Consider the following 24,113-nt stretch of genomic DNA (forward strand, 5'->3'; position numbering starts at 1 on the left):
ATGTGGAAGTATCTCCAGCGGTGATTTGAACCATCACTGGATTGGTCCGGTAAAAGAATTAGTTAATTCCTCAAAAACAGGAAGTTTTCAAAATGCCCCGTGGTCAGAAAAGAAGTAACCGAGAAATAAGAAAGCCAAAGAAAGATAAGGTCAAGGAGAAAACTGCGTCAACAGATGTTGTTGCAGGTCGCTTTCCTACTCCTGCCAATGACTTGATCAAAACCAAACGGCATTAGTTATAGCTGTGTCTCCCACTTTGCTTGGTGAGGAGACACAACCCGTATCGGGGTGCAATCATGCCAACATCTAAATTTAGTTCAATAGGCAATTTGTATTGCGAAGGAAAGAACCTCGGTTCTGTTAGCTACAGTATTTCCATACTCACGGAAGGCGAGAAGACGTTTACAAAGGGCGTCTTGTGGGCAAGCATGGATATACTCCGGCAGGCTTATCTAGGAGATCTTGTTCAATTATCATCGGAAAAAGGTAACGGTTTGCTGAACGTGGACGTAAAGAACGTCGGCACACATGGAAATGCTGACTTCATTATAGTTGGAAAGCAGACGTTTTAGGACGTTGCATACCAGTACTTAATAGACGTAGGAACCGAGCACCCACGCGACCAATCCGATGTCGATGCATATGATGAGAAACGCGATCAGATACACACTCAATTTACGATCCAAAGATTTTTGGGCTGACATTTTATCCTCGCCAGATTGATCACGTGTCATTGAGACGATGCCAGCCCGGTAAGCTCCTCGTGAAACAGGCCTCTCGATGCTTACTCGAAGTCGCCATGTTCAGCTCGACGTCAGGAAACGCGGATTATCAGCCATGGGCCAACCTCAATCGGAGCCGCTTTCGAGGAGGCCATCGCAAGACCAAGGATTTTGCAGTGACTTGCGGGGCCGTATAGCCACCCTCATTCTCCCAGGCTTCCAGTTCTCTTTGATTGGATTGTGATAGCCGTTGGGCGCGGATTGCCAAAAGCATATCCAGCATCTGCACAGGATCATGGCTTCCGTCGCTGAAAATTTCACAAAGGTGTTTGGCGGCTTCCAGGCGAGTCTCTGGTTTTTCGCAACCCTCCAGCGAATATCCGGAACGTTGCAGGAAAGCACGAAGCGAAGGGAAATCTTCTGGGCCAAAGTAGGATAGACGTGAAGCGGAAGACATCGCGTGTCCCCCTTCATTTTGGGGCAGGAGATTATTCTCTCCCAACGACAGCGCCCGTTTCAACTGCTGTGCATAATAAACAGTGCGCCTTTTCGACCTAAAGCGCAAGCAGACATTAGGGGGCGGCCCAAGCAAGGATATCTTCACATTTTTGCCAACAGTTTCCACTGACCCGGAAAACGGCGATACCCTATTGGTCGAACGGGGGGATCGCACCTCCTGAACTGATCCGCGATCCCTTCGAAGCGCCGCCGAACGAACTCGAGGAAGCAAGAGTTCCCAGGTAGGTAGAATTCGTGCAAGCTATTCAGATAAGAGTGGTATAATCCATTTCAACGCGCAATAAGGCGCGTTCGATCGTTGAAGATCGGATTTCATCATGAAAAATGCCCAATGGATAAATTCCGCTTTTGGCGGAGCGATAGTTGGTGCGATTGCAACAATGGCTGTTGGCTTTACCTTCGGCGGCTGGGTCACGGGAGGGACGTCAGAACGTCTTATCGCGTCCAATATGTCTGACGGTGTGGCACTCGCGCTTACACCATACTGCCTGGAAAAATCGAAGAATGATCCCGAGGCCGTAAAGGTGATGGCCGAATACAAAGCCGCACCGGCCTATTCGCGCCGCACGCTTATCGAAAAATCCGGCTGGGCCACGCCGTTGGGAGCGGAACAACCGAATGCTGCGCTCGCCACAGCATGTAGCAATGCGCTTGCTAAAGCGCTTTAGCGCGAATGCAAGCGTGCATTAACAGGAGGCTGAAATGAAAAAGGAGCGTTCATCCCCATCGTCCGAACACAATCAACCTGTACGTCCGCGCCATGAAGAGGATCAGGCAGCCAGTAAAGGCGACCTTAGAAATGCTCATCGGCAGATGAGTGAACCCTCCCGGGATTGGACCAGGCTTGCAAACATCTTGCGACGTGCGTGCGGTGGATTTTCCCGCTCGCGCACGGGACGTCATGGACCGAGAGGTGGTAAACCCGATGAGAAATGATACAACCGCGCTCGAACGGAAGGTTCTGGCTCACGAACAGATACTTCAGGTCCTTATCGGCCATCTGGCTGAGACTGAGCCCAAGTTTCTGGATCGATTGAAGGCAGTGTTTACCCGTCATCATAATCTGGGAGTAAATGAGCAGGACTATTTTGACACAGCTCAATATGCAGAGCAATTCATTCGTGAAATTGAGAAAATGCAGGAATACAAGGCAACAAGATAATCCTCGTTGGTTCATTGGAATTTAAGAAAAATTCGAAGGCAATTACTATCGACTTTCAATCACTGCTGGAAGCATTATCGCGCTTAAATCCTGGACTTGCTTATCGCGCTCCGCGCACGACGCTTGTACCGGGCTATTCGGCGACATACACGGAAGGCAATTAAAGGCGGCACTCCAAGAGCGCAGAGCCTAGTTTCGTCGAACAGAGCACATTGCCAACCCAAAAATGCGGAGTGTTGGTTGGTGGCCAGTATTCGAATAAAAAACGTGTGCCGACTGCCAATCGAACCAAGCGGCTCCTTTTTTATCTGCCATCCTCAAACAGGATGAGAACACCATCGTTTATGGTCCTTCTATTAAACCTGACAGCCTCATAGAAACGCCCGGGAGCACTTCAGCTCACCATCAATTGCTCCGGCAAACGATAAGAAAGGGAATGTAATGATTGTAAACGTTGGAGCCGCAAGGCGCGAATGGGCAGATACAGCCACAATCTATAACGAAGCACTCAGAGTATCTCATACAGAAGCTACATCTGATGGAGGGCTGCAGATCAGTTTCGTAGCATGCGCCATTCATGGTCGAGAGCGTGGTTCATCCCATTATCGATATACCGTCATCCTTACATCAAGCGAGTTGGCGATCCTAACTGCACAAACTAAACTTGATTGAGCGAGACTGTGAGCCTCGAAGGAGCCGGCCACTAATTGGTATAAACGTTAAACGCTGGACTGATAGCAGGCTCAGTTCTTGCCGCATCGTTCCTGACTGGCAATTAGCGCATCTCAATAGCAGGGCCAGCGGTTCAGACCCCTGCACGGTATTTGAGAATTCTGGAGTGAGGGCAGGGATCAAGAATCTTGACTTTGAATCAGAAACAGAAATTCGCCACTCAATTTGCTCCGCTTACATAACGCGTGAACCGCAACTGGCCGCTGCGCGTCAGGGCGCCTTTGTCGACCATATCCTGCAGATCGCGGGTGGCGGTGGCACGCGAGGTTTTTGTAATGGCCAGATAATTGTCGGCGCTCAGACCACCAACAAAGCCTTCGGGCCCGGCTTCAAACAACCGTGCTACAACCTTTTCCTGTCGCGGATTGAGGACACCGCGAAATCGGCCATAAAAATGCGCTTTGGCGATATAGAAGTGCACCCGTTGCAGGGTGAGCTGCTGCGCTGCCAGCACGGTTTGCCCAAACCAAACCAGCCATTCTGTCACATCAAGCGTGCGCTGATGCTGTTCCAGTTGCGCGTAATAGGCTTTGCGGTTCTGTTCGATGGCAAAACTCAGCAGGATCAGACTGGGCTGGCCCAGCGATTGGGCGAGGGCTTTTTCGGCCAGTGCGCGGCCCAGCCGCCCATTGCCGTCTTCAAAGGGGTGAATGCTTTCAAACCAGACATGGCTTAGCGCAGCCCTGGTCAGCGCGGGGAGGGGCGTACCGCCGGTCAGAGCGCTTTCGTTGAACCACGATATGAACCGATGCATTTCGTCCGGTACCTGCGCTAATGGCGGCGCCTCGAAATGAATCGTCGGAAGGTCCAACTGGCCAGAGACGATCTGCATGGCGTTGGAATGGCAGCGATAAGCACCGATACTTTCCAGATGTCGGCTGCCTGCCATCAACATGGTATGCCACCGAAACAGAGTGGCGTCATCAAGTGGCAGGGCATAGGTGCCATAAACGTCGACCGTCATTTCGGCGATGCCGTGTTCGCGCGGTTGCACTGCACGCCGATCTGTTGCCAGACCCAACTGCCGTCGCAGCGATGACTGCACACTGAGTTGGTCCAGCGTTTCGCCCTCAATCGCGCTCGTTTTGATCGCTTCATCGCTCAAAAGTTCGATGCGCAACAGATCACGCTCATCCGGATGGATGTGGCGCACGGAACCAATCACCTCGCCGGAGGAGAGCAGGAATTGCTGCTCCAGACTGCGTAACGCCGCAGCATCGTAGCGGAAATTCGGCCAGTCAGGTTGCGCCAGTTCCAGATCATGAGCGATAGTGTCCTTTGCTATAGATCATCTATCTTAGTATACTGAGTGATAGGAGCGTCTCTTATCGCTCAGGAGCGCTGCTCGTCAAATTTCTGCCTCGCAGTCTCAACTGTCTGAAGATTGGCCTCTGCCCAAATCCAAACGCCGCAGAACGCCGCTCCTAAACTCATACCAAGATCAGTCAGTCGGTAGTCCACGCGTGGTGGTACAACTGCATGCACTGTGCGCGACACCAGTCCATCACGTTCCATTTGGCGCAGCGTCTGGGTCAGCATCTTTTGACTAATGTTAGGGATATGACGCGCTAGCTGCGTAAAGCGTAACTCTTCATGCTCATTGAGTATTTCGAGAATAATCATTGTCCATTTATCCGCGACCCGACCAATGAGATCATTGACCAGTGCCTCGACTTTTGGATCAGGCGCTCTTGCGTGATTTTTCTCTGGGAGACTTGACGGTGTCGTGTGTTTCAAACCGGACAATACTCTCTTTTTGGTAAGTATAAATCTTTCAGGTGCCTTCTTTCCTTTAGATAGCAATAAGCTCATTTAAGAACCAGTGGTATTAGAGCGCGGTTCGATCTGACAGGAACAAATCGTTGCTCTCACGAGCTTTTCTAACGCGCATTCCTGAAAGCCGTTTCATACTTTCGGGATGCACTCTGACGGAGTAAGTCGCATGAAAACAACTGGTAATACGATTCTGATCACCGGCGGCGGGTCAGGTATCGGGGAAGCATTAGCGCACCGTTTTCACGATTTGGGCAACACTGTCATCATTGCCGGGCGGCGCAAGGGTGTGCTTGAGCGAGCATGCATCGGACGTGACAACCTGCATGCGATAACGGTTGATGTAGAAAGCGACTCAGACATCTCGGATTTTGCGCTGGATGTGATCACGCAATATCCGAGACTAAATGTACTTATTAACAATGCTGGTATCATGCGGTCTGAAACTCTGGATCGTCAGCGAGATCTCACTGACGCTGAAGCAATGATTACGACAAACTTGCTTGGTGCTATCCGTATCACCAATGCGTTTATCAATCACCTTGTGGTCCAGCCTGATGCGGCAATGGTGAACGTCAGTTCCGGTCTTGCTTTTGTTCCACTGTTTAGCGCCCCGACTTATAATGCGACCAAAGCAGCAATCCATTCATATACCATTTCATTGCGCGAAGCTTTGAAAGGCAAGATTGAAGTCATTGAACTCGTCCCACCTGCTGTTCAGACAACACTCACGCCGGGGCAGGAAACACGTACGGGCTATCAGCCATTGTCTGAGTTTACGGATGAGGTCATGGCGTTGTTTTCACAGAAACCGACGCCGACAGAAATACTTGTCTCGCGCGTGGGATTCCAACGCTTTGCAGAGGCCGAAGGACGTTTTGATGAGGCGCTTGATAAGCTCAATGGTATGGCGAGAAAGTTTGGGGTTGGCTGAAAATCAGAGGCCCTTCTTTTTCATGTTCAAAATGATGTATGAGTGCCTGTACTATTGATATGACTACCAGGCCTTTAAAGAGCATCCTCACTGAACATGTGCGGTCCCTTCGCCATTCGCCATCAGGGGATTGTGCCGGATTGGCAGTGCATTAAATCCAACATCGACTTTTTGCTTGCGTGAAGTACCTCGCCCCATGTCGGCTTTGCGTCTTCATTGCAGACGTTACTGTACAATTCACACGCACTCCAAAGCGGTCATTCCGCTTTTTCTTGCTGCTAACGACCATTATGGGGTGGAAAGCTAAATGACCGCTTTTGGCTGGCGTGGCAAACAACCGGACGGCGCGCGCGACTCCACAGGCCTCATCGCAAATGAACTGGCGAAGTGCCGTCTCCGATGTTCGGCCAAGACCGGACCTTTCCGGGGCGCACGTATCAATTCAAAAAGATGCGCGGCTCGGGCTGCCGGCTTGTGACTTGATCACTGTTTTGGTTCTTGAGCCAGAATTCGAACAAATCGAAGCCTGCGTCGAGTTTTTCGATATGAACGACCTGGTTGGTTTCCTCCTCATCATAAGGCGCAGCAAGCCCTTCAATGATCGAGGCGTCGCCGACCACAACGTAGTCGAAGCGCTTCAACATTCTTTCTGCGATCGTTCCATGGCCGCCGGTATAGATGAGGGCCGCCTTCGGCTTAACTCCAACACGGTAGATCTCGGGACCAACTACCTCGTAGTAGACCTGATCACCCATCGGGCGATGGATAAGCAAGTGCGGCGGAGCCAAAAGACTGCTCGCCACATTTACCTGCAGCCGTGCGGTTCGAACAGTTGTGTTCTCACGGTAGACAGTCAGCTCGAGAGTTTCCTCTCGAGGGCGGTTGGACGTCGTTTGAAATCTAATGACCCCATCAGAGGACATCGCAATACGACGCAAATCCTCATCTGACTCTATGGCGGGTAAGCTGGTCAAATAGACGTAGGCGACGTTTGCTAGCTCCCTCGTGCCCTGCAGGTTCCACCGGGACGACCTCAGCTCCTGGCTGCCCACAATACTGGCGAACGCCTTGGGATTGGTAATGTGGGACAGACGAAGATCGAAGTCATTGTCCGCTCGTGGCCGACATGTGCCTGAGGCAAATCGCGTCAGCCGCTTCGGCCCGTTAATGATGCACCGATAGAGCTGCGCCCCGTCGTCATAGCGCCTCACCAGACCATTAGATCGCACTTCCACAATCAGCCGTGTTAAAATTGTCGCGCGCGGGCTGCCGACGTCCACAGAGAAACGCGCGACATGAATATTCGGACCAACGTTGAACCCAAGTATTGGCGGGCCGAAGAAGCTCAATTGAAAAAAGCGCCAGTATGGCCGCTCGAGGAAGATCAGCTCTGGCAGCAGCACGCTCCCGAAAGTCGCATGCCCGAGTCTCAACTTCACTAGGCCGTGAAAACGGTTCTGAAGGCTCTCATCGAGTGCGGGAGAATGACGGACTAGCGGCCCGGCGAGTCGCCAATCAAACGACGTGTTCAATTCCTGATTCTCCAGTGGATCATGTGTTTTCGTGAACGAGAATGCGAATTGGTGTCGCTCCAGTCGGTGAACAGATTATCAGCTCGGAGCCGTAACATTACGCGCCGATCAAGCGCTGATGAGCCATTGGGCTCGTGAAGCACCGCCCCGCTGCGCGTAATCCAACCCGTAGATCATAAGATCGGCAAGATGCGTATCCACAGCACCTTTGGATATTCCCGGCTGAACGCCGAAGACTTCGAAGGTCAATCCTGTTGGAGGTGCCTCTTCCAATGTCTGCCTAAACGTCTGGAAGTCGCCGATCGCAAACCGGGAGGGACTGCGGTGACGTCCTGCATTTATGCGGTGCTCGATGTGCTGGACCAGTACAGCGGCATCACAATAGGTGATGGATTTCAGCATCTGCCCCGAAACTTCGTAGACGTCGTTGACGCGTCCGCCGGACGGGGCGCCGCCAGCGCCTTTGCAGTGATATAACCTGACCACTACGGTGTTATCGGGGTTTTGTATCGCGGCGATGTAGTCCGCCGCCTCACCGCTCCGGTGGTCATAGACCAGCGCAATGGTGTTGGGTACGGCCATCAGATGTCGCTCAAGCCATCGATGGACGCTCAGCCTCCCGTCCGGTTGATCTGGTCCGAACTCCAAATCGATCTTGCAATTGTGCCAGTCAAGAGCCTCCGCATCACCGTCGCGCAGCTGGGTCGCGACTGCTGTTGCAGCTGCGATCAAGTTCACGCCCACGAAGGAGGACTTGTCGGCCGCGTAGAAAACCGGCGGATGCTCGGACAGCCATGACGCCAAGTCCGACCATTCGTCATAGCCAGTATGGATCTCGACATCCTTCGCGCCAACTTTCGTGAACAACGCACCACCATCGATACCGAAGCGGAAGCTCTCGTTGAAATTGTCGGAGATGATATCGAAGGTCATGGCGGACCGCGAGCCATTCACCTGCCAATTGCCCAGCTCTAGGTCCGTTATATTGCCATAGGACCACGGTTCGCCCGCTTGGTTTCTCCATCGAATCCGTGGCGCGATCCGGTAAGCCTGTTTGTGCCAGCCAGCGGCGATGATCCGGTCGGGAAGCTGTCGAAGGGTACGGGCATGCTGAATAATGTCTAATTGCGAGGCCGAAATGCCGCCCCCTCCGCCGAGTCTTCCGTTGAGCTCGGTGATCCATTCGATGTATTCCGCGACGGTCAGGCGCTGATTGGACCAGATGCGAGAACTGCTGCTGGCGCCGATCGTCTCGCGGACGTCTTCATCACCGACACCGCTGCCGAAAAAGTGCCCTTGGGAATAGGCTCGGGCGTCACCGCTCGTTATCGCGCGCTCCGCAGCCGGACCTGTCATCACTCGGTAAGACTCAGCCTGAGAATTAACCGCAGTGTTTCTCAGGCCGACGTTGTAGAATCTTAGGCTGTTTAGTCCGCTCAACGCACGGCGCGTTCGCTCATAGCTAATAGGCCTATGCTGGTCGGGCAGCGCGGTCTGAATGAGGTCCTGATAGATGCGTGCCGTTCGGCGAGTCGAGCCGATGAAGCACAGATGAGAGGCTTGATTGTAGGCCAGGAGGAAGGCGTCATGGCGCACGTTGACCAGAACGTCGGACGTCGCCCAACTCGGCGGTGAAGTGTCGACGGTTAGCAGTAGCGACATTAGCCCGTCCTCCGATGACCATTGCTTCACTACCCTCAGATCACGGCCTATGGTATCGCCGAACTGCGAGAAGTCCGGTTTCGCGTGGCATTCGAAGATCTGCGCGTGTGCGTAAAGCTCCAACAGAAGCGGCGTCACGGAATCGTAGTCCGAGTCTGTCTGCTTTTTGATCTTGAGCAGGTCCAGGACCTCCCGATCCGCTTCTGCATCCGCGATCTGCGCCCGAGCGACTTCATCGATCAACTCGGCGACGTCGATCCCTTCCTTGAATAGCTTCAGCGACGCCGCCTTAAGTCGCGAAAGTGGCGCCACCAGCGTAGCATCGCCGGTCGCAGCATCGCTCGTCCGTGCGAAGCGGCCGATGAACTGCAATGTAGGCACCAGGGAACGATGGGGCGCGTGGAGGGCCGCGATCTTCAGCTTGGGAAAATCGTACCCCTCACCGAACATGTCGACGCAGACCACACCATCGATCTCTCCTGCGAGCAGTTCCATCTCCGCCGTGTCCTGGGCACGCTTAGAAGCGTGGCTATCGATGGTCCTGACGCGGGCCCCGGCCTCGGCATAGACCTCGACCAGCTTCCGCGCAGACGCGATCGTCGCCGCGCGGGCAAAAATGCGATGGTCAAAGCCAATCGCTTGGTCGGCACGCAGCCGCGCGACCGCAGTTCGGGCAACCGAACGATCGATCTCCTCGTCATCGTTTGCGTTCTGCACTGGCGCCGAAGTGAATGTCACACGACCGAATGCCGACTCCTTTGCGGCCTTCGATACCGGATAATAGTAAGCCATTCGTCCCGGAATTACCTTTCGATCACGGCGGAACGGCGTGGCGGTCAGGAAGACGAACCTCGCGTCCGGGTAGTGCGCAAGGAAGGCCGCCCATGTTTCTGCGGGTGCATGATGCGCTTCGTCGAAGATAATGACGTCGAACAAATCCGCTGGCGCCTGCGGCGCGATGGCTGGTGAAAGGCTCTGAGGGGTAGAGATCACTACGTCCTGTTCTGCAAGCTTCGACCACTCGGCCGCATCTGCAGGTGCACCTTTCTGACTGTAGACCTTGGGGTTGGGCGTGGTCTCGGCGACGACCCGGAGCCGCCGAAGGACGGAAAGCTCCTTGAAATGGCCGGTAGTCTGCCGCCGCAGTGCGTCGGACGGCTCGACGACTAGGAGGCGCCGTGCCCTCAGCGAAAATGGCAACGCCATCAGGAGAGCCGTCTTTCCGTAGCCAGTGGGCAACGAAATAATCGCCGGTTCATCGTAGACCGAGAAATGCGCCAGCGAAGAATGCAGGGCGCCCAACTGTCCAGGGCGAAAACCCGTATTGGGCGCACCTATCAGGTTCAGTGCGAGATCATTGTCTATGAAGTATGGCATCAAATCCCCCTGCAGCATTGGACTACATTCCATTTGATCTCGCAAGTCTCGCCTTTTAAACTGAAAATGGTGCCTTCACGAATGACCGCTTTCGGGACGCGACAATAGGTCATGGAACGGCCGATATGAGGGTCGCAACCGGCCGATCGGCAATGCGCCTTCCTTTCGGACGTAAACGTCGTTACCGCTCATGCCGAAGAGCGGACACAACTCCATGGCGGCGTCACGTCGCCTTTGCGCCAAGGGCGGTCAATCCGTCACTACTTAGCGCACTAGGAGGGTGGTGGTAGCTAAAGCACCGGCACCAGGAGCGGCTGGGCACCCTCATGCCGCAAGGAAACGAGATGTCTACATAGTCTACGCGTTGGTTTCGATCTTCACTTCAATAGCTCGTTCCACCCGAAGAGCTTTCAATTTGTCGGCAAGGGCACCCCGCGCCTGAGCAAAACCCTTCGCCCTAGGCAAGCCAAGCCCGAAGTCTCCCTCCGTGCATTCGAGCGTTCTCTTAAAGAGCGTCGTCACACGCCTGGCACTCATGTCTCGAACACGCATTTGCGTGTCTTCCAATACTGTCTTTGCGTTCAAGACCCTGACACCCCCCGTTCCATATACGAAGACATATGATGCATCGGTGATGCCCAACAATTTCGCGCAAGCATCGCGCAGTTCACCCTCAGCTCGATTAAGATTGCGCTGCAACTTCGCCTGCACCAGAAAGCCTTTGCTTTCCCTTCTTCCACCGTCTCCGACGACCTCGATCCCAACATACAAGTCCGCACCGATGTCCTTCTCAAGTGCACCTTGCCCTCGGTCGGGGATATCTTGTGTCATTATCCGGATATGATTTCCCAAGATGTCCTTGCCGTTAAGTTCACTTTCGAGCATCTGTCCAATCCGCGCGGTTAGCGGCGCCTCTTGTGTCAATCCAGCGATGTGCTCGCGGACTGCGGCGTCTATCGTTTTTCCCAAAGCCGAAGCGATGAGGTCTCTCGCAATTGGATCGTGGCCAAGCATCTCTGGGTCCTTTGTCGCGGTACGAGGCGGTTTCGAGGGCCTCAAGGCTGCTCAATTGGTCGGTCAAGCGCGATCTCTACACCTGCCCTGGCGGCGAGGATCTACTTTCTCGTCAGACAACCTACAAAAAGGGAGCGTTCATTTGTCGACGAGACTGGCGCGAACCAGGTCTGCTTCGCGCCTCCCACTCGGTCATTTGGCAAGTCATGGCATAACTTGTAAGCGGACATTCTCACGGCAACTAGCCTGCCATAGTCCGCAAGGAGCTTCAGCATCCGCCAACGATCGAAATAGTACGCTGTGCATATGTCCGGACTTCGTCGTCTACAAAAGCCGCATTTGGATCGTGGTGGAAAGGCGCCGTGAACTGATTGATGTCGTCCAAGTCGTTATACTGCGGCGTTAGAGGATGGCTGGCGTCCGCGCGAATAATCGCCAGCATGTCGCCCAGCCATTTTCCGTCTAGGATTTGGTTGGGAAACCGGTAGCGGATGTATTTTTCCAAGAGCGGCCGCATCGCAGTCCGCATTTCCCGCGCGTTGTTGTTGCGGCCCTCGGCGAACTCCTGAAGTAACATATGGTCTTGAAGATAGCCTTCCTTTACTTCCCACTCGATTTCCCAAGGCTCGATTGACGAGCCGGTGGAGGTCCCGGAAATTTGTATCGTCGTACAGGCCACGCTGTGGATCAGGACGCGTACAGCGTCGAGGAAGAACTTATCGTGGCTCAGGACGATCGTCTGAGCTGCCTCGCCGCCTGTCCTGACGATCTCCTTCGCCGTCATGGCGCGTCGGAAATCGTCGAGGCTCGTGAAGGGATCGTCGAACACTACGAGCTTGCGGGAAAGATCCGCGTCTCGCTTTAGCTGCGCGAGGAAGAAGGCCAGCGCGAAGGTATTCTTGTCGCCTGTGCTCATCGTCGTGTCGAACCCCGGATCGTTTTCGCCATTCCGTGTCACGTCGACGTCGTTGGAGTCGAACCGCAAGCAGTAGGTCGACTGCGGCACCTTCCCGATATAGTTTTTGCCGCACTTGGCCAGCCGGAACCCGGCCCCGAATGTGGCTAGGATCTTGTTGATGTCGACCTCATACGCTCCAAGAATTGCCTCGTCATAGATATCCAACTCCTTCTTCTTGGCGTCCTTTTCATCGACCAAAGCATTCTTTTCATCCAGCAGTTTCTGGTAGCCGGTTGCTAGCGTGAGAACCGGCTCGACATGCCGCTTCCGGACGGCTTCAAGCCCCGCCAAGGTCGCCTCCACCGCGGCTTTATTTGCCGCGGCGCTTCCCTCCTTCACGGCCTGGATAAGCTGATTTGCTGCGGCAACCTTTTCTGACGCGGCGTTGAGTTCCTTTACGGTTAAAGACCATTTCGCATTTGCTTCGATGAAATCGGCAGACTCTGGCACAGCTTCCAGAGGAACTTCTGTCTTATGTTGTAGAACGGCCTTCGCCGCCTGGAGGAGATCGTCAATCTCGGCAACTATCCGAGTCGCCGCTTCCGGGCCCTGGTATTGGTGGTCGCAGTAGCCTCCCCAGAAAGCCGCATCAGCCTCCGCGTCCTTGAAGGCCTGCTCGCACTTGAGCGCTTCCGCTGCCGACAATGCTCCAGTGAGCGCCTTACTCATGTCGGCAATTGTATCCTTGTGATCCGCATAGGCCTCGCTGAAATAGCCGCGATAGGCATTGATCAGGTCATTGTTCGACATCGTTTTGGCGCAGAATGGGCAATTTTCACCAGTGGTATGTTTCAGCCCCTGGGCTAGCCAAGTTTCACCACCCTCGTGAAAGTCGTGAGCCGCGATCTGTTGTCTGACGCGCTCGGCCGCATCGGCCGTGATCCCGTCAACACCCTTGGCAAGAAGTGCGGCGAAACCTTCCGGCAATGCTGGCAACTCTGGCACGCTCAAGAGCTTACGGGATTTGATGGCGTCTAAATCATTGATGGCCTTCAGTTTAAGCGTAGCATCCTCGATCTTCTTGTCGACTGTGGGATCAGCAGCGAGCTTGAGAAACGCTTCGAGCTTAAAGCCCTTCGGCACATGCTGCTCAAGCACCTTTTTCTCAGTCGTTATCTCGGCCTGCTTCGCGGTGGCGTCGGCATCTAACTTGTCAACCTCCTCCGCAAGAGCTACTCCGGTAGGACCGACGACAATGCGATAAAAATTGCGGCGGTGCTCGACATCCACCTGATCATCGCCATGGACGTTTTCGTTAACAAACTGCTGGTCGAAGATGTGAATGTCTGGGCTGGATCCGCTCCAGGCACCGTTCGAGAACCGTACCGGACCCGTGTCGAGCAGCAAGCCAATCGAAGGATCGGATGTGGCTTTGAACGTTTTCCGGCGCGTGACGAGCTTCGGGTCGTTGAGCCGAAGGGACCGAAGGATTGCGCCTAGAGTTGTTTTGCCGCGGCCATTACCTCCATAAATCAGCGTGAACGGCTCATAGTTGCCTCCGCCGATGCGCGCCGATTTGAAGCGGCCTACATTCTTTATCTCGGTTATTTTCTTTAGAAACAAACCCGCCCCTCCTCACCATTGGGGCTTCCCGGCCCACCTTCAATTGGCGAAAGCTACTATTGCGCGAGTAATTGATTGTTGCAACACATCACGTGCCCAAGCAAACAGGTGATACTCTCTTGAGCATTTTTAGAAGGCGAAGATAGGATTGCCCTCCACTATTGCGCTGTGGGAACTGCAAACTTCTCCCCCCGCTTTTGGTATAGCGTAAGTGGGCCAGATCCTATTGTGTGCCTCCGCCGGTAATGTCAGCTTTATATGTGGGATGCTCCAACAGCGAACAGTCCGCTCCCGTGAAGGGTTTCGGGCGCCGTTAGGCGTACGAAAGTCCCCGGGGACGGAACCCGCGGACCACAATCAACGGTTATGGGGATTTTTCTTTTTGGCTGATGTCATTGATGTTGCGCAGCCGGGAGGTGGTCCCATTGCTGCAGTCGGACAGCTTTGCGGTGTGTCCACATGGGATCGTCGACATAATGGTCGGTGAGCGCCGCTATGCCGCCGGTGATGATCATGCTCAGCACATGCGGGTGCGTTGCCGAAGATCGAGCGCTTTCGGCTGAATGTCGAGCTATGCCATGCCGGGTCATGGCGAGTTCTCCCGATTTGTTGTGGGTGTGTTTGGCGGCCCGCGCGGTTGTCGCCATCGCTCGAACACTTCGATGACGATCATGCGCCCTCCACAGCAAGAGCATGGCGGGCGGAATTCATCAGGCTCCTTCGACTGATCATTCGCCGCCGTTGGCGTGACAACGTTCAGCAGTTCGCGCACTAGCGCCAGGCTGATCTTGCGCGCGCCGCTGGCGAGCAAGCCATAGTGGCGGATGCGATGGAAACCGCGCGGCAGCACGTGGAGCAGGAAACGTCGAATGAACTCGCCTGTAGCCAGCGCCATGACCTGCTGGCGATCAATCCCGTCGCGGCGATAATCCTTGTAGCGGAATGTGACACTGTCATTGTCGAAGGCGATCAGGCGATGGTTCGAGATCGCGACCCGATGCGTGTAGCGTGAGAGATAAGCGAGAACGGCTTCCGTACCCGCGAATGGGGCCTTTGCATAGACCACCCAGCGCTTGGCTAGAACAGGCTTAAGGTGATGCAGGAAAGCGCGCCGGTCGGTGAGATGCGCCATCGATCCGAAGAAGACGAGACGGCCTGCATCGCGCAGGGCGTTGAGCCTTGTGAGGAACAAACGGCGAAACAGCTTGCCGAGAACGCGCACCGGAAGCAGGAAGGCTGGGCGTGACGAGACCCAGCGGCTTCCGTCAAGCGAGATGCCGCCGCCCGGCACGATCATATGGACATGCGGATGATGGGTCATAGCCGACCCCCAGGTGTGGAGCACGGCGGTGATGCCGATGCGCGCGCCGAGATGTTTTGGATCGGCAGCAATCGTCAGCAGCGTCTCCGACGCGGATTTGAACAGCAGGTCATAAACGACCGCCTTGTTCTGGAAGGCGATGTCGGACACCTCGGTCGGCAGAGTGAAACGACGTGGAAGTAGCCGACAGGAAGAAGGTCGGCGTGGCGCTCCGCGAGCCATGTCCGCGCAGCAGCGCCCTGGCACTTCGGACAGTGCCGGTTGCGGCAAGAGTTATAGGCGATCCGCCACTGGCCGCAGTCTTCACAAGCTTCGACATGCCCGCCAAGCGCTGCGGTGCGGCAGTTCTCGATCGCCGACATCACCTTCAACTGGTCGAGGCTCAGATGCCCGGCATGGGCGATCCGATATTCAGGACCAGCAGCATCGAAGATATCGGCAACCTCAAGCGAGGCCTTCATGGCTCAGCTGTCAGGCGCAGACCCTTCCGCTTTGAACAAACCAAGTCGATCCAGCGGACTCGTCACTGAGCGCACAGTGCGTGTCACAACCTTGGTGTAAAGGGCCGTGTTGTTCAGCTTGGCGTGACCGAGCAGTACCTGGATGATGCGGATATCGACGCCGTCGTCCAGAAGGTGGGTGGCAAACGAATGGCGCAGCGTGTGCAGTCCCACGCGCTTGTCGATGTCAGCCTTGCTTGCAGCTTCGACTACAACGCGGTGCAGTTGGCGCGTGCTGATGGGCCTCAGCGTGTTGATGCCTGGAAAGAGCCAGCCATCCCGCCGCATGACGCCCTGCCGGTAGCCGGCTTGCCACCATTGGCGCAGAAGCGTGAGCAGATCTTCTGACAGCATGGCGTTGCGTCCATGCCCGCCCTTGCCGCGCTCCACTCGCAGAAGCATGCGCTCGCTGTCGACGTCGGCGACTTTCAGCGAAGCCACTTCCTATACGCGCAGTCCCGAACCATAGGCAACGGCCAGTGCCTCCTGATGCTTGAGACAGGTTGTGGCATCAAGAAGACGCGTCACTTCCTCACGGCTCAGAACCACCGGCAGTTTGCGCGGGTGCGCCAGCCGCACGAGACGGCGGGCAAGGATCAGGGCGATCAATCGTGGTATTGAAGAAGAACCTCAGCGCCGACACGACACTGTTCATCGTAGGCACCGGGACGCCCTCGCTTTGCTGCCATATCTGGAAGCGGCGCAAATCGTCCACGGACGCGGTATCGGGGGGCCTCCCGAGAAAGCTGGCAAGTCGTCCGATGTCGCGCAGATAGTTGCGTTGAGTCTCGTGCCCGAAGTGGCGCAGGTTCATGTCGTCGATCAGGCGTTGACGAAGCGGGCTGATCGCGGGCGAATTCGGTTGGTTGTGCATGGTCAGGCTCCTGGTTGAAGAAGCCAGTCATTCTCTGCTCGCTCCGAGCGACACTCAACGCAGAGTGCAATGGTCGCTCTGTGCTTGTTACCTCAGTCGCACGCGCCTTCCTGCGAAGCGGGTTCGTTCTCCGGCCCCATTCCGGTCGTTAGGATCTGATGCCCGTTGTTTGACAATCAGCAAATCGCCCAATGACATGTGCCAGCGGTTCATATCCCTTCAAGGCGTTACGGAGCTAAATTGCTGCGGGTGAGAAGCAGGCCCCAGAATCTTGACTGGCGATCATACGGATCGCTTTCGAACTCCGACCGTCAACAACCGCCGCGAAAAATTTCTCAATTCGCAGCGGTGACTCTCGTCCGTTCATAATATCATGGATGATGCATGATATTTGACTCTACGTTCTCAATCTGATACAGCCTTTTGTGGTGGAGAACTAAGGGAGGGTGAAATGAGTGGTAGGAACGCACTGATTGTTGGCGTCACCGGCATCGTTGGTCGAAACTTGGCCGAGGAATTGCTAAGCGATGGCTGGGTGGTTTATGGGCTGGCGCGACGACCGGAATCTGCGCCGGCAGGCGTGATCTCACTGAAAGCAGATCTCAACCATTCGGAAGAAGTCCGCGCCGCCCTTGCTAAAGTCCCGGTTACTCACTTGTTTCAAGCAGCATGGACGCCAGCCGCCACGGAACAAGAAGCTTCAGACGTAAACGCGCGTCATCTAGATACGGTTCTGGATGCTATTCGCGCCGGCGCTGGACGGCTCCAGCATGTCGTGCTTGTGACTGGTGTTAAGCACTATCTTGGGCCATTCAAGGATTTTGGGTGTTATCTCCCAGAGACGCCTTTTCGGGAAGGCACCCCACGTTTGCCGCTTGAAAATTTCTACTACGCTCAGGAAGATCGATTGTTTTCGTCCGCCGAGCGCGATGGCTTTACGTGGAGCGTGCACCGTCCCAATGCGATTGTCGGGTTTGCAGTCGGTGCGCTCATGAATACGGGTGTGACACTTGCCTGTTACGCCACGATCTGCAGGGAAACAGGAAGGCCATTCGCTTTCACCGGCGCCGAAGAGCAATGGAACATGCTGACCGAAGTTAGTGACGCGCGTCTGATCGCCAAGCAACTTGCGTGGGCGGCGGTTACGCCTGCGGCGCAAAACATGGCCTTTAATACGGGCAATGGTGATGTGTTCCGCTGGCGTCGGATGTGGCGCGTAATTGCCGATTATTTTGGTCTTCAGGTTGCGCCCTACGAGGGCATTCAGCAATCCTTGCAAGAGCTGATGGCAGATGCAGGACCAATCTGGCGCGATATCGCCCTACGCAACGGTCTTGTTGAGCCAGATATCAATCGACTCGCGACTTGGTGGCACAGCGACGCCGACTTCGGGCGAAAGGTTGAATGTATTTCCGACATGACCCGTAGCCGCAAGGCAGGTTTTCTTGAGTACCAGTCATCCGATGAGACTTTTATAGATCTCTTTCGTCGGCTCCAGGTTGAGCGGATTGTTCCAGCCTACTGATGCAGCCAGTATCCCAAAGGTAAATAGGAATTATGATCGTCTTCGGTTCTCCATCGAGATATTATCAAGGGCCCGGTTGTCTTGACCGTATCGGTAGTATCGTTCGCGAAATAGGTGAACGCATTGTCGTTCTGGCGGATGCGTTTGTGTTGTCAATGCTAGAAAATCGGTTGCTCAAGAGTCTTGAGCAAGCTGAGCTTCAGGTACAAGTTCTGCCATTTTCAGGCGACGTCACATATGCCGCAATCGCAGATTTGGTCTCGGCGGTTAAGACAGGTCAATTTGGCGGACGAGTGGATGCGATCGTCGCAGTTGGTGGAGGCAAAGCTATTGATACAGGCAAAGCGCTCAGTGATCGGCTGCACTGTGCGATTGTCACCGCGCCAACGGCTGCAGCCAATGATGCGCCGACATCAAAAAACTACGTTATTTATGACGAGAACCTGGTGCTTGTTGAAGTCGCACATCTTGCTGCAAACCCGCGCGCGGTGATTGCAGACACCGAGATTATTGCGAGCGCGCCGCGCACTCTTCTTGTCGCGGGGATTGGGGATGCGATCACAAAAGCCTTTGAAGCGAAGCAATGTTACGAGGTTCAAGGCAAGACGATGTTCGGTGAGCGTCCTTCGCTTTCCGCATTGAGACTGGCCGAAGCGGCCTATGAAACGGTGCGCGAATACGCAGTGGACGGACTGGCGATAGCGGGAACCCAGCAGCCTGGTTCAGCGTTCGAAAAGCTGGTGGAAGCACTGTTCGTTATGGGAGGGCTCGGGTTTGAGAGCGGGGGTCTTTCAATCGCTCATGCGATGACGCGCGGCTTATCGCGTGTTCCAGAAGCGGCGAAAGCAATGCATGGACAACAGGTCGCCTATGGACTGCTTGTCCAACTGACACTTGAGGGGCGTTCGGATGATTTTCTGACCGATCTGCGCGCTTTCTATGAAGATGTCGGATTGGCAAAGTCACTATCAGCTTTGGGCGTCGCCGACGTCCGCGCTTCTGATTTGCAAGCAATCGCCGGGCCAACACTTGCTGCACCGCACGCCAGTAACTTTATTCGCACTTTAACCGAAGCCGATCTCATTGACGCAATGCGTCAAGTCGAGATCGCCGGTCGGTGCTCTTAGCAATCAAAACCAGGAGTACTATAATAATGGCTTCAATGGCTGGCGCATCGACAGCGCACAAGTCCAACAGCTTCGAACCGTCGGATGAGACAGTTGCAATGCTCAAGGAGCGTGCACAATTTATCCGTCTGGAAACAGTTCGAATGATTGAGATCGCGAAAACGGGTCATTATACGTCGGTATTCTCCGCGGCGGAGATATTCGCCGCACTCTATTACGATGTGATGCGTATTCGACGTGGCGAACCGAACTGGGCGTCGCGTGACCGGTTCACAATTGGCAAGGGTCATGCAGCGGTTGGACTGTTTCCGATCTATGCGGATCTCGACTTTTTTCCTACGGACTGGCTCGACAACTATACCCGTCTTGGCAGCCCGCTCGGTGATCATCCCGATATGCGCAAGGTTCCAGGCGTGGATTTTTCGTCCGGCTCAATCGGTCATGCGCTTTCAAATGGGCTTGGCATGATATTGGCGCAGCGCTGGACCGGCGAAGACTACAAAGTCTTCTGCATGATGGGTGATGGGGAAATGCAGGAGGGCCAGGTATGGGAGGCGGCTATCGGTGCTGCCCAACACAAGACCCGCAACCTGATCGCCATCATCGACCGTAACGGTTATCAGCTCGACGGTAAGGTCGATGATATCATGAACGTCGAACCACTGGATGAGAAATGGCGCGCCTTCGGCTGGGAGGTTCATGTCGTTGATGGACATGACGTGGCGGCAACGACCGAGCTACTACGGCGCGTGCGCGCCGATGACCAACGTCAGGTTCCTTGCTGCATTATAGCCAGGACCATGAAGGGCAAGGGCGTCTCCTATATGGAAACCGAGCCGGGCTGGCATCTGGGTTATCTCGATCCATCGGATGCCGAAGCCGCCATTGCTGAAATCAAGTCGCGGGAGATCTAACCATGAACCACACCCTTTCTCCCAATTCCTGGCAATATCGTGGCTTGAACGCAGCAAATCCCGGCCTTGATCATCTCTCGAACGGTCTGATTGATCTTGTGAAGGCTGGTCACAACGTTGTGGCGGGTTCTGCCGATCTGCAATATTCGAACGGCCTCAATCGGTTTGCATCGGTTTACCCTGACCGATACATTTCCTTCGGCATATCCGAACAGAACATGGTGAGTGTTGCAGCTGGCATTGCTTCCTGCGGTGTTACGCCGTTTGTCGCGACTTTTGCTTCTTTCATCGCACTGCTCGCCTGCGAGCAGATCCGCATGGACGTTGCTTACTCCGCGCAACCGGTGCGAATGATTGGCCATCATACTGGTATATCGCTGGGCTTCTACGGGACGTCGCATCACGCAACAGAAGATATAGCAACGATGCGCTCGATTGCCGATCTTTCCGTCGTCTCGCCTGCGGACGGTGCTCAGCTCGAAGCAGCCATTCGCGCGTCGGCCAATCATGATCGACCGATTTATTTCCGTATCGGTCGGGGTCGAGATCCAGTTGTTTACGACAAGGATACGACCTTCGTTTTCGGCAAGGCGCATGAACACATCCAGGGCGAAGAGCTGACGATTATTGCTTGCGGTATGGCTGTTCACGGGGCGCTTGAAGCGGCCCGTGCGATGAATGCCAATGGTCGCTCTATCGGGGTGATCGATATGGCTTCAATCAAGCCTCTTGATCGCGAAGCTATACTTTCTGCTGCTTCACGCACGAAGAAAATGATGACTGTTGAAGAGCACAATGTTCTGGGCGGGCTTGGCGCGGCTGTAGCCGAGGTTTTGGCTGATGAAGGCGCTGGCGTCAAACTCAAGCGGCATGGGATCTACGACGAGTACAGTCTCATTGCGCCACCGACCCATCTTTATGCGCACTACAAATTAGATGGTGCCGGCATTCGTTCAGTTGCCGAAGAGTTTTTGAATTCTTGAGGTTGAGCACGAATGTGCTGAAAGGAAACGACATGAAAACGGCTATTATTACGGGCGGTGGCACGGGTATCGGCCTTGCTACGGCAACGCAATTGGTGGCGCATGGCTATCGCGTCATCGCTGGTGGGATGGACCGAGAAGATGAGCTGCCGGAAGGCGTGGAGTTTGTAAAAACTGACGTTACAAGCATTGAAGAACTCGACAGCTTGATGCAACGCACGGATCGCATCGATGCCCTTGTCAATTGCGCCGGTGTACTCCGCCACGACAAGGAATGGGAGATCGACGATTTTCGCTTCGTTATGGATATCAACCTGACAGCCAGTCTTGCGGCGGCTAAAGCGGCGCTTTCGGGATTGGAGGCTGCAGGCGGTTCCATTGTGAACATCGCCTCTATGTGGAGTTTCTTTGGTTCGGCGGGCTCCCCCGCTTATTCTGCGTCGAAAGGTGCGATTGTTTCGCTGACGCGCTCCATGGCTGTCGCTTGGGGCAAGAAAGGCATTCGAGTGAACGCCGTGGCTCCAGGGTGGGTCAATACGCGTATGTCGTCGAAGGCCAAAAACGACCCGGAACGCGGCCCGCGTATCGCCGCGCGTATTCCGCTGGAACGTTGGGCCGAACCCGATGAAATCGGTAAAGTGATCCGTTTCCTTGTTTCTTCGGACGCATCTTACGTGCACGGCGTGGTTCTACCTGTCGATGGTGGCTACTCGGTCGCCTGATCGAAATTAAGATATATCATGCATCATGCCTTGAAAGACGCGTCGGTCTATGGCAATGCTGCAAGTTGGAGCGAGTGCTTAGGGGAGGCAAATGACAAACGGGTTCGCAATCAACCGTGAAAGCCGCGTCTGTGAAGTGATGCGGCGAGCGCTATTGGCGATCGTCTCGACGCCCGCTTATCCCGCGCTTGTATTGTTGTTGGCTTGCGCGGCGGTGCTGCAGCCGCGTTTGCTGTCGATCCCCTTTATGTTGATCGTCTTACGTCAAGCTGCTCCGTTGGCTCTGGCGGCGATCGGTCAGAGCTTGCCCATGATCGGTCGTTCGATTGATCTTTCAGTTGGGGGTGTTATGGCGCTCTCCAATGTCGTGCTCGCGTTACCGATGATATCGAAGGGCGCGCCCATATGGTCGCTGGCGTTGCCGCTGGCAATTGGCGCTATTGTCGGCTTGGCGAATGGAATTCTGATTGTCGGCATGCGGGCTTCCGCCGTTGTAGTCACTCTTGGAATGTCGATAATTCTCGTCGGGGCAAGTTATATCGTTAGTGGTGGCGCACCTGGCGGTCAGGTAAACCCGATCATTCGATATGTGGCTACGGGACGCATTGGCATTTTTCCCTTGGCGGGGCTCGTACTGATTGTGGTGGCTGTTATAGTCGCCGTCATACTGCGGCGTTCCGTATTTGGGCATACACTTCGATCCATCGGTAGTAGTCATTCCGCTGCTAGGCTTGGTGGCTTGTTAGTGGTGCCGGGACTTTATCTTGCTCATGTAATGAGTGGGCTCCTGGCGGGAATCTCCGCGATCATCCTGACGGGATATATCGGCACAGGCACGCTCAATCTTGGCTCAGACATTGTTCTGGCTTCCGTTGCGGCGGTCGTACTTGGCGGTACGAGTTTCGGCGGTGGCCAAGGTGGCGTGATCGGCATTTTTGTTGGGGCTCTGACGCTGACATTTCTCGCCAACTTGCTTACCGGTATTGGCATGCCGCAGCCGGTCCAACTCATTATTCAAGGTGTAATCATCGCAAGTGCTGCGGCTATCGCCGTGCGCCGCAAAGGCTGAAATATCCGGACAACCGGAGTAAAGGGCGCAATATGCGCATAGTGGGAGGAAGAAAATGAATTGTCACATATTGGGAATTCTCGCCGCCGCGAGCCTCATGGCGTCTACTGCTATCGCCGGAGCGCAGTCTGGCATTGAGTTAAGTCCCGCTCTTCAGGCGGCGGAAGGCGCGCAAACGCAGACGCTGCAACCGTCCAAGAAGGAGAGTTTTGTCATCGGCCTTAGCAACATCTCCGTCGTCAACACCTGGCGCGTGCAGATGATTGAAGAAGCAAAGTATGAAGCCAGGCAACATTCCGAAATCAAGGAAATGGTGGTTACTGATGCTGGGGGTGATACTAACAAGCAGGTTGCCGATATCGAGGATCTGCTAGCGCGCGGGGTCGATGCGCTTCTCGTCGCGCCGGGTTCTGAAGTGGCCTTAAACGGTGTTCTCGATAAAGCCTATGCTTCGGGAATTCCCGTGGTGATTTTTTCGTCCGATGCCGGTTCAAAAGATTACACCGTGAAGATTCTGGGTGATGATGTTGATTTCGGTCGCGCTGGTGCAGAGTTTCTTGCCAAAACATTGGGTGGAAAAGGCAACATTATCGGGATCCGTGGCATTTCCGGAAATTCGATCGATAATGATCGATGGAAGGGGGTCGAAGAGGTTTTGAAGAACTATCCAGATATCAAGATCATTGATACGGCCTTTGGAGATTGGGCTTATGACAAGGGCAAGAGAGTTTGTGAATCGCTTCTGACGGCGCACCCTGACCTGAATGGCATCTGGTCTTCCGGCGGCGCCATGACACAAGCTTGCGCGGAAGTGCTCAATGAGAACGGTTTGCCGCTGGTTCCGATGACGGGCGAGGGTAATAATGGTTTCTTGCGCATTTGGCAGGAAATGGACCTAACCAGTGTTGCGCCACAATACCCCACATGGTTCGGCCAGCAGGCCGTCATCGCGGCACTTCGCGTGCTGAAGGGAGAACCAGTTGCAAAGGACTATTTGCTACGCCCGGCACCGATCACCAAGGATGAAATATCCAAATATTATAACGCTGATCTGAGCGATGCATATTGGGTCGGTTCAAGCCTTCCAGAGGAAACGCTGAAAAGCATTTATGCGAAATGATGTGGGTAGC

The 24,113-nt window shown here is 54.7% G+C and carries 17 protein-coding genes and 3 pseudogenes; 10 read left to right on the forward strand and 10 right to left on the reverse strand.

The annotated features are described in order from the left end of the window. Positions 1-831: 831 nt before the first annotated feature. Positions 832-1,179, reverse strand: coding sequence for a hypothetical protein (locus tag WIX40_RS23190; RefSeq protein ID WP_256886526.1), 348 nt, complete (start codon positions 1,177-1,179; stop codon positions 832-834). Between the two features lie 379 nt (positions 1,180-1,558). Between WIX40_RS23190 and WIX40_RS23195 the strand changes: the two genes are divergently transcribed. Together WIX40_RS23195 and WIX40_RS23200 are read left to right on the forward strand one after the other, a co-directional pair. Further along, complete coding sequence (locus tag WIX40_RS23195; protein WP_312472713.1) at positions 1,559-1,909, forward strand: hypothetical protein; 351 nt, start codon at positions 1,559-1,561, stop codon at positions 1,907-1,909. A 257-nt stretch (positions 1,910-2,166) separates the two neighbouring features. After that, a complete protein-coding gene (locus WIX40_RS23200; RefSeq protein ID WP_094543862.1) occupies positions 2,167-2,403 on the forward strand; it encodes a hypothetical protein in 237 nt (78 codons plus the stop codon). Positions 2,404-3,295: 892 nt separating this feature from the next. On the opposite strand, the pseudogene WIX40_RS23205 reads toward WIX40_RS23200, so the two are convergent. Further along, a pseudogene (locus tag WIX40_RS23205) lies at positions 3,296-4,398 on the reverse strand (Fic family protein). Between the two features lie 69 nt (positions 4,399-4,467). Then, entirely contained in the window at positions 4,468-4,947 is a 480-nt protein-coding gene (locus WIX40_RS23210) for a winged helix-turn-helix transcriptional regulator (protein ID WP_339442504.1), read from the reverse strand. Positions 4,948-5,077: 130 nt separating this feature from the next. Between WIX40_RS23210 and WIX40_RS23215 the strand changes: the two genes are divergently transcribed. Beyond that, the gene (locus tag WIX40_RS23215; RefSeq protein WP_339442505.1) at positions 5,078-5,842 is read left to right on the forward strand and encodes an SDR family oxidoreductase; all 765 of its coding nucleotides are present in this window, start codon (positions 5,078-5,080) and stop codon (positions 5,840-5,842) included. A gap of 437 nt (positions 5,843-6,279) precedes the next feature. Here WIX40_RS23215 and WIX40_RS23220 read toward each other — a convergent pair whose 3' ends face one another. From WIX40_RS23220 to WIX40_RS23250, 7 genes and pseudogenes are all read right to left on the reverse strand, one after another. After that, a complete protein-coding gene (locus WIX40_RS23220; RefSeq protein ID WP_339442506.1) occupies positions 6,280-7,374 on the reverse strand; it encodes a hypothetical protein in 1,095 nt (364 codons plus the stop codon). A 108-nt stretch (positions 7,375-7,482) separates the two neighbouring features. Further along, positions 7,483-10,431, reverse strand: coding sequence for a DEAD/DEAH box helicase (locus WIX40_RS23225; RefSeq protein ID WP_339442507.1), 2,949 nt, complete (start codon positions 10,429-10,431; stop codon positions 7,483-7,485). A gap of 339 nt (positions 10,432-10,770) precedes the next feature. Beyond that, positions 10,771-11,427: a hypothetical protein gene (locus tag WIX40_RS23230; RefSeq protein WP_339442508.1), complete on the reverse strand. Its 657-nt coding sequence runs from the start codon at positions 11,425-11,427 to the stop codon at positions 10,771-10,773. A 268-nt stretch (positions 11,428-11,695) separates the two neighbouring features. Next, on the reverse strand, positions 11,696-13,948 hold the full coding sequence (locus WIX40_RS23235) for an AAA family ATPase (RefSeq protein WP_339442510.1): 2,253 nt from the start codon (positions 13,946-13,948) through the stop codon (positions 11,696-11,698). A gap of 392 nt (positions 13,949-14,340) precedes the next feature. After that, on the reverse strand, positions 14,341-14,538 hold the full coding sequence (locus WIX40_RS23240) for a hypothetical protein (RefSeq protein ID WP_339442512.1): 198 nt from the start codon (positions 14,536-14,538) through the stop codon (positions 14,341-14,343). Beyond that, positions 14,535-15,730 (reverse strand): annotated as a pseudogene (locus tag WIX40_RS23245) (IS91 family transposase). The gene WIX40_RS23240 and the pseudogene WIX40_RS23245 overlap by 4 nt, the downstream one beginning before the upstream one ends. A gap of 3 nt (positions 15,731-15,733) precedes the next feature. Beyond that, positions 15,734-16,643 (reverse strand): annotated as a pseudogene (locus WIX40_RS23250) (tyrosine-type recombinase/integrase). Between the two features lie 451 nt (positions 16,644-17,094). Here WIX40_RS23250 and WIX40_RS23255 point away from each other — a divergent pair. From WIX40_RS23255 to WIX40_RS23285, 7 genes are all read left to right on the forward strand, one after another. Continuing rightward, positions 17,095-18,168: an SDR family oxidoreductase gene (locus WIX40_RS23255; RefSeq protein WP_339442513.1), complete on the forward strand. Its 1,074-nt coding sequence runs from the start codon at positions 17,095-17,097 to the stop codon at positions 18,166-18,168. 32 nt (positions 18,169-18,200) lie between these two features. Then, entirely contained in the window at positions 18,201-19,295 is a 1,095-nt protein-coding gene (locus tag WIX40_RS23260; protein WP_339442514.1) for a glycerol dehydrogenase, read from the forward strand. A 26-nt stretch (positions 19,296-19,321) separates the two neighbouring features. Then, entirely contained in the window at positions 19,322-20,209 is an 888-nt protein-coding gene (locus WIX40_RS23265; RefSeq protein ID WP_371834174.1) for a transketolase, read from the forward strand. Positions 20,210-20,211: 2 nt separating this feature from the next. Continuing rightward, complete coding sequence (locus WIX40_RS23270) at positions 20,212-21,192, forward strand: transketolase family protein (protein WP_339442516.1); 981 nt, start codon at positions 20,212-20,214, stop codon at positions 21,190-21,192. A gap of 32 nt (positions 21,193-21,224) precedes the next feature. After that, positions 21,225-21,914: an SDR family NAD(P)-dependent oxidoreductase gene (locus WIX40_RS23275; RefSeq protein WP_339442518.1), complete on the forward strand. Its 690-nt coding sequence runs from the start codon at positions 21,225-21,227 to the stop codon at positions 21,912-21,914. 91 nt (positions 21,915-22,005) lie between these two features. Beyond that, positions 22,006-22,983: an ABC transporter permease gene (locus WIX40_RS23280; protein WP_339442520.1), complete on the forward strand. Its 978-nt coding sequence runs from the start codon at positions 22,006-22,008 to the stop codon at positions 22,981-22,983. Positions 22,984-23,038: 55 nt separating this feature from the next. Beyond that, positions 23,039-24,103 carry an ABC transporter substrate-binding protein gene (locus tag WIX40_RS23285; RefSeq protein ID WP_339442522.1) on the forward strand — a complete coding sequence of 355 codons (1,065 nt, stop codon included), beginning with the start codon at positions 23,039-23,041 and terminating at the stop codon, positions 24,101-24,103. The last annotated feature ends 10 nt before the right edge of the window (positions 24,104-24,113 follow it).

Source organism: Ochrobactrum teleogrylli (assembly GCF_037482325.1).
GTDB classification, from domain to species: domain Bacteria; phylum Pseudomonadota; class Alphaproteobacteria; order Rhizobiales; family Rhizobiaceae; genus Brucella; species Brucella teleogrylli.